This is a genomic window from Streptomyces sp. CBMA156, assembly GCF_014596515.1.
In the GTDB taxonomy this organism is placed as follows: Bacteria; Actinomycetota; Actinomycetes; order Streptomycetales; family Streptomycetaceae; genus Kitasatospora.
In genome coordinates this window covers 1-13,747 of sequence record NZ_MSJQ01000091.1, presented here as the reverse complement: position 1 = coordinate 13,747, position 13,747 = coordinate 1, and the positions used below count along the sequence as shown (strand labels likewise).

At 75.7% G+C, this 13,747-nt stretch carries 1 protein-coding gene; it reads left to right on the top strand.

The window, feature by feature from the left end; translation table 11 throughout:
* Positions 1-13,747 (top strand): SDR family NAD(P)-dependent oxidoreductase (locus BU198_RS07870; protein ID WP_188296116.1); only part of this gene is annotated, 13,747 nt, incomplete at both ends.

Genomic DNA, 13,747 nt, shown 5'->3' with positions numbered 1-13,747 from the left:
CCGGGCCGCCCTGGTCGTCGCCGACCGGGAGCAGCTGGCCGCCGCCCTGGAGTCGCTCGCCTCCGGCGCGCTCGCCGCGGGCGGGTCCGTCAACCCGGCCGGCGCCGGCCCCGAGGTCATGACGGCGGTCGAGGACTGGCTGGGCGGCGGGGACGCCGGCTGGCCGCACCACCCCGGGGCCCACCGGGTGCGGCTGCCCACCTACCCGTTCGCCCGGGACCGGCACTGGTACCGGATGCCGGAGCCCGTCGCCCCCGCCGTCGGGCAGCTGCACCCGCTCGTCCACCGCAACACCTCCGACCTGGCGCAGCAGCGCTACACCTCGACCTTCACCGGCGCCGAGCCCTTCCTCGACGACCACCGCGTCGGCGGCCGGCGGGTGCTGCCCGCCGCCGCCTACGTCGAGATGGCCAGGGCCGCCGTGGAGCGCTCCGCCACCGGGGAGGGCACCGTCCGGCTGCACGACCTGGCCTGGCTGCGGCCGGTCACCGTGGACGGGGAACCGGTCGACGTCCAGGTCGAACTGACGCCCGGGGAGCACGGGATCGCGGTCGGGTTCCGGGTCGACGGGACGGTCCACGGCACCGGCCGCGCCGGCCTCGTGCCGCCCGCCCCGCCGGCCCCGCTCGACCTGGCCGCGCTGCGCGCCTCCTGCCCCGACGCGGCCGACCCGGAGACCGTCCAGCGACGGCTGCGCGCCCAGGGCCTGGAGTACGGCCCGGCGATGCGCGCGCTGCGGGAGCTGCGCACCGGCGCGGACCGGGCGCTCGCCCGCATCCGGGCCACCGAGCCCGAGGGCAGCGGCCACCTGCTGCCGCCCAGCCTGCTCGACGCGGCCTTCCAGGTCTCCGTCTCCCTGATGGGCGACCAGGACGGCCCGACCCTCCCGCTGGCCCTCGACGAGGTGCTGGTCCACCGGCCGTGCCCGGCCGAGAGCTGGGCCTCGGTCCGGCGGACCGGCGGCTCGGGAACCGTGGCCACCTTCGACATCGACCTGTGCGACCGGGAGGGCACCGTGCACGCCACGCTCCGCGGGCTGGCCCAGCGCGCCACCGGCGCCGGCCCGCGCGTCGTCACCGCCACCACCCGGTGGACGGACCGGCCGCTGCTCCCCGGCGCCGCCGACCGCACCCCGCACACCCCCGCGCTGCCCGGCGTCTCCGCGTCGGCCCCGGCCGAGGGCGTCGACGCCGTGACGGACGCGGTGTTCGCGGCCGTCCGGGACGTGCTGGCCTCCCGGCCCACCACGGAGCACCGCTTCGTGGTGCTGGTCGACGGACGCGTCCCGGCGCACTTCCACCGGCCGCTCGCGGGCCTGTTCCGCACCGTCGCCGCGGAGAACCCGCTGGTCTCGGGACGGGTGGTGCGGGTCGACGGTCTGGACGCGGCCGGCCACACCACGGTCGAGCGGATCGTCCGCGAGGAGTGCGCCGACGACGGCGCCGACAGCGAGGTCCGCCGGGCGGCCGACGGCGTCCGGCAGGTGCTGGAGCCGGTGGAGACGCCGCTCGGGGCCGGCCCCGCCGTGCCCGCGCTGCGCACCGGCGGGGTGTACTGGGTGACCGGCGGCCTGGGCGGCCTCGGCCCCCACGTCGCCCGCTACTACGGCCGGGCCCAGGCCACGGTCGTGCTCAGCGGCCGGTCCGCGTCGGGCTCGCTCGACGCGCTGCGCGCCGACGGCGTCGACGCCCACTACCTGCCGGTGGACGTCACCGACGCCGAGGAGGTCCGCGCCGCGGTCGAGACGATCCTGCGGGACCACGGCTCGCTCGACGGGGTCGTCCACGCGCCCGGAGTGCTGCGCGACCAGTACCTGGTGCGCAAGGACCTGGCCGACGTCCGCACGGTGACCGCGCCCAAGATCCGCGGCGCCCTCAACCTCGACGCCGCCACCCGCCACCTCGGCCTCGACCACTTCGTGCTGTTCTCCTCGGTCGCCTCGGTGTACGGCAACCCGGGCCAGTCCGACTACGCCGCGGCCAACGCGTTCCTGGACGCCTTCGCCGGGCACCGGCAGGCCCTGGTCGACGCCGGGGAGCGCAGCGGCCGCACCGTCGCGATCGGCTGGCCGCTGTGGGCGGACGGCGGCATGACGATGGACGCGGCCGGCCGGGAGGCGATGCGCCGCGAGCGCGGCTGGGAGCCGCTGCCCACCGAGGACGGGCTGCTCGTCCTCGGCCGGGCGCTCGCCGCCGACGCCCCGGCCCACGTCGTGGTCGGCTACGGCGCCGGCGCGACGCTCGCGGCCCGGACGGCCGCCGCCCCTCCCGCGGTGGCCCTGGCCGTTCCCGCGGTTCCTGCGGCCTCCGGCTCCGACGGCGGGGACCTGACCGAGCGGACCGAGGAACTGCTGCGGCGGGTCGTCGCCGAGGTCCTCCGGCACCCCCCGGAGCACCTCGACCCGGCCACCAACCTGATCGAGTACGGCATCGACTCGCTGAGCATCATGGGCGTGACCACCGAGCTGGAGAAGCTGTTCGGGCCGCTCTCCAAGACGATCTTCTTCGAGTACCTGAACATCGCCGACGTCGCCGCCCACTTCGTGGAGTCCCGGCGCGAGCAGCTGGAGGCCGTCCTCGGCGCGGCCGTACCGGAGCCCCCTGCGGTGTCCGAGTCCCCGACGGTGTCCGAGCCGTCGGCGGTGCCGGAAACCTCGGCGGTGCAGGAGAGCGGGCAGGCCGCCGTCACCGCGCCCGCGGCGCCGGCGCGGCCCCGGCGGGACCGGGACGACCGGCACGACATCGCGATCATCGGGGTGTCCGGCCGCTACCCGGGCGCCGACACCCTCGACGAACTGTGGGAGCTGCTGGAGAACGGCCGGCACAGCTTCGAGGAGATCCCCGCCGAGCGCTGGGACCACGGCATCGTCCACGACAGCGACCGGTCCGTCCGGGGAAAGAGCGTCATCCGCACCGGGACCTTCCTGCGCGACATCGACGCCTTCGACCCCCGCTACTTCCGGATCTCCAAGCGCGAGGCCGAGCAGATGTCCCCGGAGGTACGCCTGTTCCTCCAGGCCGGCGTGCAGGCGCTGGAGGACTCGGGCTACTCCCGGGAGACCATCCGGCGGCGCTACCAGGGCGACGTCGGCGTGCTCGTCGGGACGATGAGCAACCACTACAACCTGTACGGCTTCCAGAACAGCCTCACCCGCGGTGCGCCGCAGAGCGGCAGCTACACCGGGACGATCCCCAACATGCTGTCCTACTTCTACGGCCTGACCGGGCCGTCGATCTTCCTGGACACCATGTGCTCGGCCTCCTCGACCTGCGTCCACCAGGCCGTGCAGATGCTGCGGGCCGGCGAGTGCTCGATGGTGGTCGCGGGCGGCGTCAACCTGCTGCTGCACCCGTACAACCTGGTCACCTCCTCGGAGGAGCACTTCACCACCGGCACCTCCGACGTGATCCGCAGCTTCGGCGTCGGCGTGGACGGCACCATCCTCGGCGAGGGCGTCGGCGCGGTGGTGCTCAAGCCGCTCGTCGACGCGGAGCGGGACGGCGACCACGTGTACGCCGTGATCAAGGGCACCGCCCTGTCCAACGCCGGTGCCCGCAACGGCTTCACCGTGCCCAGCCCGGCCATGCAGGCCAGGGCGGTCGAGAAGGCCGTCGAGGACGCCGGGATCGACCCGCGGACGATCACCTACGTGGAGGGCCACGGCTCGGGCACCGCGCTGGGCGACCCGATCGAGGTGCGCGCCCTCACCACGGCGTTCCGCGGGTTCACCGAGGACCGGCAGTACTGCGCGCTCGGGTCGGTCAAGGCCAACATGGGCCATCTGCTGGCCGCCGCCGGGATGGTGGGCCTGGCGAAGGTGCTGCTGCAACTGCGGCACGGCAAGCTGGTGCCCTCGCTGCACAGCACGGAGCTCAACCCGGACATCGACTTCGCGGACACGCCGTTCCGGGTGCAGCAGACCCTCGCCGACTGGCAGCCCGTCGTCACCACGGTCGAAGGACGGCAGGTCACCCATCCGCGCCGGGCCGGGATCACCTCGATCGGGGCCGGCGGCATGAACTCGCACATCATCCTGGAGGAGTACCCGCCGCACCCGGTGCGCCGGGAGCCGTTCGGCGAGCAGCTGTTCGTGTTCTCCGCGATGAACGAGGCCGCCCTCGGCCGCTACCTGGCCGTCTTCCGCGGCCACCTGGCCGGGGCCCGCGAGGCCGACCTACCCGACATCGCCTTCACCCTGCGGGTGGGGAAGAACGAACTGCCGCACCGCTGGGCCTTCGTGGCGGCCGACCTGGCCTCCGCGCTGGCCGCCGTCGACGGCTACCTGGCGGGCCGGCGGGAGCTGCCGGACCACGAGGTGGCCGGGCCCTGGCTCGCGGGCCGCGGCGTCGACTGGGACCGGCTGCCCACGGCCCGCCGGGTCCCGCTGCCCCCGTACCCCTTCGAGCAGGTGCGCTGCTGGGTCGAGCAGGAGCCCGACGCGCCGTCCGTGCTCGCCCCGCTGGCCCACCGGGAGCGGCTGCACCCGTTCCTGGGCCGCAACGAGTCCGACGTCCGCGGGCTGCGCTACACCGCGGAGATCCGCCTCGACGACCTCCTGGACTACACCTACCGGCAGGACAAGGTGCCCGTCGTCGTGTCCACCTTCGCCGTGGACCTCGCGCTCGCCACCGCGAAGGTCACCGGGTTCGCCGACGAGCCCGCGGTCCACGACCTGCGGGTGCTGCGTCCGGTCGACTGGTCGGCCACCGACCGCCTGGTCACCGAGTTCGCCGACGGCCACGGGCTGGTGCGGGCCGGGGACGGGCCGCCGGCCGTGGAGTTCACCGTCCGGCCGGCCACTGCGCCGCCGGCCGGACGGATCGACCTCACCGGCCTGCGGCCGCTGCTGGACCGGGCCGGCTTCCTGGCCGGACTGGCCGAGGGCGGGGTCGTTCCCCGGCCCGCCTCCTGCGGCGTCGACGGGGTGTCCACCGCCAGGGACGGCCGGACCGTGCTGCACCTGTCGAGCCCCGAGTTCCAGCAGGACCACGTCCGGCGCAACGTCGGCATCGAACCGTCCGTGCTCGCCGCGATCGCCCTGGGCGTGCAGTGGACGGCGCGCCGGGCCGGGGATCCGGAGTGGCCGCGGGTCGCGCCCAACCGGATCGGGGAGGTCACCGTCCGGGCCGGGGGTCCGGTCGCCCACGTCGTCCTCGGCGGGGACCGGATCGTCCTGGCCGACGGCTCCGGCGAGGTCCTCGGCGTGCTGGACGGCGTGCGGTACGGCACCGGGGGCACCGCCTCGGCCGGCCACCGGGCCGCGCAGCCCGCCGTGGTTCGGCCGGCCGCTGTTCAGCCGGCCGTGGCCACGACTGCCGTGACCACGACCACCCCGACCACCGCCGCAGCCACGACCGCCGCGACCGGGCCGGCAGCGTCCGGCGTCGTGGAGGTGCTGCGCGAGATCGCGGCGGGGCTGCTGAAGTTCGAGCCGGCCGAACTCGACCCGAGGACCGGCCTGGACGCGTTCGGCTTCGACTCCATCTCGCTGGTCTCCTTCGCCGAGCAGATCGAGGAGCGCTTCGGCGCCAGGGTCAGCCCGGCCGTGTTCTTCGACCTCAGCACCCTGGAGGCGCTGGGCGCCCACCTGGTCGACGAGCACGGGGTCGCGGCCGCGCCGCTCGACACGGCCCGTCCCGCGACCGTCGCGGCGGCCGTCACGGCGCCGGTCACCGCGGCCGCCACGGCTCCCGCACCGGCACCGTCACCCCGTGCCGGGACGGACCCGCTGCTGCCGATCGCCGTGATCGGCGCCGCAGGACGCTTCCCCGGCGCCCGCGACCTCACCGAGTACTGGGCCAACCTGGTGGCCGGGCGGGACTCCGTCACCGGCTTCCCGCTGGACCGCTACGACGAGGACCAGCGCCGGACCATCGCCGGCCTGGACTTCCCCCAGCGGATGGGCGTGCTGGACGACGTCGATGCCTTCGACGCGGCGTTCTTCCGCATCCTGCCGCGCGAGGCCGAGCTGATGGACCCCCAGCACCGCCTGGTGCTGGAGACGGTGTGGCAGGCGCTGGAGGACAGCGCCCACCGGCCGAGCGAACTCCCCGCCAACACCGGGGTGTTCATCGGCGTCACCGGCAACGACTACGCGACGCTGCTCAACACCGGCGGGGTGCTGCCGGACGCCTTCACCGCGACCGGCAACACCCACTCGATCCTGGCCAACCGGATCTCCTACCTGCTCGACGTGCGCGGCCCGAGCGAGCCCATCGACACCGCCTGCTCCAGCTCGCTGGTGGCGGTGCACCGGGCCATGGAGGCCATCAGGTCCGGCGCGTGCGACCTGGCGATCGCGGGCGGGGTGAACGTCCTGCTCGACGCCGGCACCTTCGTCAGCGCCCACCGCGCCGGGATGCTCAGCCCGGACGGCCTGTGCCGCACCTTCGACGCCGACGCCGACGGCTACGTGCGCGGCGAGGGCGTCGGGGCCGTGATCCTCAAGCCGCTGGCGGCGGCCGAGCGGGACGGCGACGCGATCCTCGGCGTGCTCCGGGGCAGCGCCTACAACCACGGCGGCCGGGCCAACTCGCTCACCGCGCCGAACGCCGACGCCCAGGCCGAGCTGGTGACCGCCGCGGTCGGCGGCCTCGACCCGGACACCATCGGCTACATCGAGACCCACGGCACCGGCACCGCGCTCGGCGACCCGGTCGAGGTCCGCGCGCTGCGCACGGCGTTCCGCCGGCTCGGCCGCAGCGACGACGGCGCCTGCGGGCTCGGCTCGGTCAAGACCAACATCGGGCACCTGGAGTCCGCGGCGGGCATCGCGGGGCTGCTGAAGGTGCTGCTCGCGCTCCGGCACGGGGTGCTGCCCGCCAACCGGCACCTGCGGCGGGTCAACCCGTTCGTGGAGCTCGCCGACGGGCCCTTCCACCTCGTCCGGGAGAACGAGCCGTGGCCGCGCCCGCGCGACCGCGACGGCCACGAGGCGCCGAGGCGCGCCGGGGTGAGCAGCTTCGGCTTCGGCGGCGTCAACGCCCATGTCGTGGTCGAGGAGTACGTCCGGGACGGTGCGGAGCGGGGCGGGCCCTCCGGGGACGTCGCGGTGCCGCTGTCGGCCCGTACGGCCCGGCAGCTGACCGACCGGGCCCGGGACCTGCTGGCCTTCCTGGAGTCCTCGGACGGGGACGGGGTGTCGCTGCGCTCCGTCGCCCGGACCCTCACGGCCGGCCGCGAGGAGATGGCCGAGCGGATCGGCTGGACGGTGTCCTCCCCGGCCGAACTCGCCGACCGCCTGCGGGCGTTCGTGACCACCGGCGAACGCGGCGAGGCCTCCGGCACGCTGGCGCGCTGGATCGCCGGTGAGGCCGTCGACCCGTCGGTCCCGGCCGGCGGCCCCCCGCCCGGGCGGGTGCACCTGCCCGGGTACCCCTTCGCCCGGGACCGGTTCTGGTTTCCCCGGACCGGACCGGTCCCGGGACCGGCCGATCGGCCGGTGGCCCGGCCCCTCGCCGAGCCCGCCGCCGAGCCGGTCACTGAGCCGGTCACTGAGCGCGCCGAGGCACCCGTCACCACCCTGTCGGTCCCGCAGTGGGCCCCGGCGCCCGCCGCGCCCGGGCGCCGCCACGACCGCCGCGCGGTCGTGCTGTGCGGCATCGCCGGGGACGTCCCCGGGGCGATCCGGCTGGAGACCGCCAAGCGGCGGCCCGAGAGCCGGTTCCGCGACCTGTCCTGGAAGCTGCTGGAGACCGTCCGGGGCCTGACGGCCGAGGACGGCACGGTGCTGGTCCAGGTGGTCACCGACACCCCCGCCCTGGCCGGGCTGCTGCGCTCGGTGGCCAAGGAGGACCCCCGGGTCCTCGGTCAGGTGATCGTCGTGGACGGCGCCGCGGCCGCCGACCCGGCCGCGGTGGTCGCGGAGAACGCCGACGGGGCGGACGACCTCGTCCGCTACCACGACGGCGTCCGGCAGACCCGCATCTGGACCCAGGCCGGCCCCGCCGCCGGCAACCCTGCCCCGCCGTGGCGGGACGGCGGCGTCTACCTCGTCACCGGCGGGGCCGGGGGCATCGGCGCCGCGACGGCCCGCCGGATCGCCGCCGACGTCCGGCGGCCCACCCTCGTCCTCGCGGGCCGGTCCCCGGCCGACGAGCGGGTGACGGCGCTGCTCGCCGAGCTGCGCCGGGCCGGCGCGTTCGCCCGCTACGTCCGGGCCGACGTCTCGCGCTGGGAGGAGGTCCGCCACCTGGTCGCCGAGGCGGGCGAGGTCACCGGAGTGGTGCACGCCGCGGGCGTGGTCCGCGACGCGCTGCTCGCGGACAAGACCCCGGAACAGTGGGAGGAGGTCCTCGGGGCCAAGGCGGACGGACTCGTCCACCTCGACCGGGCCACCGCGCACTGCCCGCTGGAGTTCCTGCTCGCCTACTCCTCCGGCGCCGGGATCACCGGCAACCCGGGGCAGTGCGACTACGCGGCCGCCAACGCCTTCCTGGACGAGTTCGCCGCCGCGCGGAACGCCTCGGTCGCCCGCGGACAGCGGCGCGGCCGGACGCTCTCCGTCGCCTGGCCGCTGTGGCAGGACGGCGGCATGGCCGTCGACGAGCGCACCCTGGCCTACCTGCGGGAGGACCGCGGGCTGGTGCCGATGCCGACCGGCACCGGCCTCGCCGCCCTGGTCGACGCCTGGCACACCGGGGCGGACCAGGTGTGGGTGCACCACGGCCTGCCCGCCGTCCCGGTGGCACCGCCCGTGGCCACACCCGCGACCGCACCGTCCGAGCGCGCCGTGCTGGACCACCTGCGGGAGGTCCTCGCGGAGGTCAGCGGGCTCGCCCCCGCCGAGGTGGACCCGGACCGGTCGTTCGTCGAGACGGGCCTGAACTCGGTGATGGTGCTCCAGCTCAACCGCGCCCTCACCCCGTTCTACCCGGAGGTCTCCTCGACCCTGTTCTACGAGCACCCGACCCTGCGGGCGGTGGCCGCCAGGCTCGCCGCCGGTCGACGGCCTGAGCCGGCGCCGCAGCGGCCGGCCGACGCCATCCCGGCCGAAGCCCCGGCCGGCGTTCCCGCCTCCGTCTCGACCGTCGTCTCCACCGCACAGCCCGTCGAAGGCCGGCCCGTCGCCCCCGACGAGCCCATCGCCGTCATCGGGCTGAGCGGCCGCTACCCGGGCGCCGCCGACCTGGACGGCTTCTGGGAGAACCTCAGGGCCGGCCGCGACAGCATCCGCGAGCTGGACCGCTGGCCGCTGGACGGCTTCTTCGAGGCCGACCGCGGCACCGCGGCCGCCACCGGGCGCAGCTACAGCAAGTGGGGCGGCTTCCTGGACGGCTTCGCGGACTTCGACCCGCGGTTCTTCGGCATCGCCCCGCGCGACGCGTACGCGATGGACCCGCAGGAGCGGCTGTTCGTCCAGGCCTCCTGGGAGGTGCTGGAGGACGCCGGGTACACCAGGGCGCGCCTCGCCGAGCAGCACGACCACCGGGTCGGGGTGTTCGCGGGCGTCACCAAGGTCGGGCACGCCCGGCACGGGGCGGGCCTGCTGCCCTCGGGCGAACTCGTCGTCCCCGGGCTGTCGTTCGCCTCGCTGAGCGCCCGGGTCTCCTACCTGCTGGACCTGCGCGGACCGAGCCTGACCGTGGACACCATGTGCTCGGCCTCGCTGACCGCGATCCACGAGGCCTGCGAACAGCTGCGCAGCGGCGCCTGCGAGGTCGCCATCGCCGGTGGGGCGAACGTCTACTCCCACCCGCTGGACTACGTCGAGCTGTGCCGCTCCGGCATGCTCTCCTCCGACCGGCACTGCCGCAGCTTCGGCTCCGGCGGCCACGGGTTCGTCCCCGGCGAGGGCGTCGGCTGCGTGCTGCTCAAGCCGTTGTCCCGGGCGCTCGCCGACGGGGACCGGGTGCTGGGGCTGATCCGCGCCACCGGCGTCAACCACGGCGGGCGCAGCACCGGTTACACCGTGCCGAGCCCGACCGCCCAGGGCGCGCTGATCCGCCGGGTGCTCGACCGGGCCGGCGTCTCCGCCCGGCAGGTCGGGTACGTGGAGGCGCACGGCACCGGCACCGAGCTGGGCGACCCGATCGAGGTCGCCGGGCTGGCCGGGGCGTTCCGGCAGGACACCGAGGACCGGCAGTACTGTGCGCTCGGCTCGGTGAAGTCCGGCATCGGGCACCTGGAGGCCGCGGCCGGCGTGGCCGGCCTCACCAAGGTGCTGCTCCAGCTCAGGCACCGGGAGCTGGTGCCCACCCTGCACGCCGAACAGCCCAACCCGAACATCGACTTCGCATCGTCCCCCTTCCGGCTCCAGCGCGAACTGGCGCCCTGGCACAGCGAGGGGCCGCGGATCGCCGCGGTGTCCTCCTTCGGTGCCGGCGGCTCCAACGCGCACGTGATCGTCGAGGAGTATCCCGTGCAACCCGCAGACGGCACCGAGGACGGCGCCGAGCAGGTCGTCGTCCTGTCCGCCCGGACACCCGAACAACTCACCGCCTCCGTGGACCGGTTGGCCGCGTTCCTCGACCGGGAGCCGCGGACGCCGCTGGCCGAGGTCGCGTACACACTCCAGGTCGGGCGGGAGGCGCTGGCCGAGCGGTACGTGGTCGTGGTCTCCTCCACCGGGGAACTGCGGGACGCGCTGCGTTCCGGCCGGGGACACCGGGGCACCGCGGGGGCCTCCGGCGGGCTGCTCGCCGAACTCACCGCGGACGGCGAGCTCCAGGAGCTGCTCGTGCGGCGGTGGAGCGCCGCCGGGGAGCTGACCAAGATCGCGGCCCTGTGGGCGTCCGGCGTCGCGGTCGACTGGCGGCGGCTGCATCCGGGGGCGCGGCGGACGGTCTCGCTGCCCACCTACCCGTTCGCGGCGGACCGGTTCTGGATCGGCGACCTGGCCCCGGCCGGGGCGGCGCCCGCGCCTACGGCGGTGCCCGTACCCGCTCCGGTGCCCGTCGCGGCGCCGGAGCCGGTGGTGGCCGACGAACCGGCCGACGAACCGGCCGACGAACCGGCCGACCTGGACGAGCTGGTGCCCGCGCTGGTGCGGCAGAAGGTCGCCACGGCCCTCGCGCTGGACCCGGGCGAGGTCCTCGGCGGGCTGGCCTTCGCCGATCTGGGCCTGGACTCCATCCTCGGGGTCAGGGTGGTCCACGAGCTCAACACCGCGCTCGCGCTGGACCTTTCGACCACGGTGGTGTTCGACCACAGCACGGTCGACCGGCTGGCCGCGCACCTGCTCGCCGAGTACCGGGACGTCATCGCCCCCGCCCGCGCCGAGGCCCCCGCTCCCGTCCACGTCCCCGAGCCCGCTCCGGCCCCCGTCCGTCAGGAGCCCGTCCGTCAGGAGCCCCGCCCCGTACGGGCGGAACGCGCCCCGGAGAGCACCGACCGCGGACCGATCGCGGTGGTCGGCATGAGCGGCCGGTTCGCCGGCACCGGCTCGCTCGACGAGCTGTGGACCCGGCTGGAGCACGGGGACGACCTGGTCACCGGCACCACCCGGTTCCGCCTCGACGGCGTGAGCCCGTGCACCCGGGGCGGCTTCCTCGACCGGATCGACGAGTTCGACGCCCTGTTCTTCAACATCTCCGGCACCGAGGCCGCCGCGATGGACCCCCAGCAGCGGCTGCTGCTGGAGGAGTCGTGGAAGGCCCTGGAGGACGCCGGGTACGCCGGCCGGATGGAGCACCGCCCCTGCGGGGTGTACGTCGGCGCCTGGGCCGGGGACTACCTGGAACTGCTCGACGGGGACGCCCCGGCCCAGGCCCTGTGGGGCAACATGGCCTCGGTGATCCCGAGCCGGGTCAGCTACGCCCTCGACCTCAAGGGCCCGGCGATCGCCGTCGACACCTCCTGCTCCAGCTCGCTGGTGGCGATCGACCTGGCCTGCAAGGACCTCTGGTCCGGCGAGACCTCGATGGCCCTGGCCGGCGGGGTGTTCGTCCAGTCCACGCCGCGGCTGTACGGGCTCGCGGGCCGCGCCGGGATGCTGTCCCCGACCGGCCGCTGCCACAGCTTCGACCACCGCGCGGACGGCTTCGTCCCCGGTGAGGGCGTCGGCGTCGTGGTGCTCAAGCGGCTCTCCGACGCGCTGGCGGACGGCGACCACGTGCACGGCGTGATCAGGGCCGTCGGGGTCAACCAGGACGGCGCCACCAACGGGATCACCGCCCCGAGTTCGGTCTCCCAGGAGAACCTGATCGGCTCGCTGTACGAGCGGTCCGGCGTCGACGTGGAGCGGATCGGACTGGTCGAGGCGCACGGCACCGGCACGCCGCTGGGCGACCCGATCGAGTTCCGCGCCCTGGACCGGGTCTTCCGCGCCCGCACCGACCGCACCGAGTACTGCGCGCTGGGCTCGGTGAAGACCAACATCGGGCACGCCCAGTTCGCCGCCGGCATCGCGGGCGTGCTGAAGGTCCTGCTGGCGCTGCGGCACCGGCGGATCCCCGGCTCGCTGAACTTCGAGACCGCGAACGAGGCGGTCCCGCTGGCCGGCAGCCCGTTCTACGTCAACTCCCTGGCCAGGGACTGGGCCGCGCCCGAGGGCGGCCCGCGCTGCGGGGTGGTGAGCTCCTTCGGCGCCAGCGGCACCAACGCCCACGTCGTCATCGAGGAGGCACCGCCGGTCGTCCGGCCCCCGGCGCCGCGCACGGACCACCCGGTGGTGCTGTCGGCGCAGACCGAACCGCAGCTCGCCGAGCAGCGGCGCCGGCTCGCGGCGCACCTGCGGGCCCACCCGTCGGTGGACCTGGGCGACCTCGCCCACACCCTGTGGGCCGGCCGCAGGCGCTTCGAGCACCTCTTCGCGTGCCTGGTGAGCGACACCGCCGAACTGCTCGCGGTGCTCGACGGCGACGCGCCCGCCCGTCCGGCGGGCGACGCCCCGGCGCCGTCGCGCGGCCGGATCGTCCCGCTGCCGACCTACCCGTTCACCCCGGACCGGCACGGGCCCTCGGCGGGCCGCGACCGCGTCACGCTCGCCCGGACGGACGGCCTGCTGCGCGACCACGTCGTGCAGGGCCGGCACATCCTGCCCGCCGTCGCCCATCTGGAGCTGGCCCGCCGGGCGCTGGGCGGCACCCGGCTGCGGATGACCAACGTGACGTGGGTACAGCCGCTGGAGGTCGGGGCGGAGCCCGTCGAGGTGCTGGTCGGCCTGCGGGCCGCCGCCCGTGGCGGCCACCGGTTCGAGATCTCCACCGGCGGGACGGTCCGCTGCGAGGGTACGGTGGCGCACTCCGACGCCCCGCGCCCGGCCAGGGTGGACCTCGCCGCCCTGCGCGCCGACTGCCGGGAGACGGTGACCGGCGAACGGATCCACCAGGCGCTGCGGTCGAAGGGCATCGAGCACGGCCCGAGCCTGCGGGCGATCCGGCAGGCGCACGTGGGCTCCGACACGGTGCTCGCCGAGCTGGTCCTGCCCGGCTCGGCCGAGCCGGGGGCACTCGCCCCCGCCCTGCTGGACTCGGCGATCCAGGCCACCGTGGCGGCGCACCTGACCCGACTGCACGACACCGCGGTGCCGTTCGCGCTGGAGCGGCTCGACCTGTTCGCCCCCTGCACCCCGGCGATGACTGCCGTGGTGCGGGGCATCGGGGCCGGGCCGCTCGGCCGGCTCGACATCGACCTGGTGGACGAGGACGGCGAGGTCCGGGTCCGGCTGACCGGCTACAGCTCCCGCCGGACCGCACCGTCGGCCGTCGCCCCGTCAACCACCGCGCCCTCGGCCACCGCGCCGGCGGCCACCGCACCGCGCACCGGGGCACCCGTCGTCACGACCGGCGCACCCGCGGAACCGCAC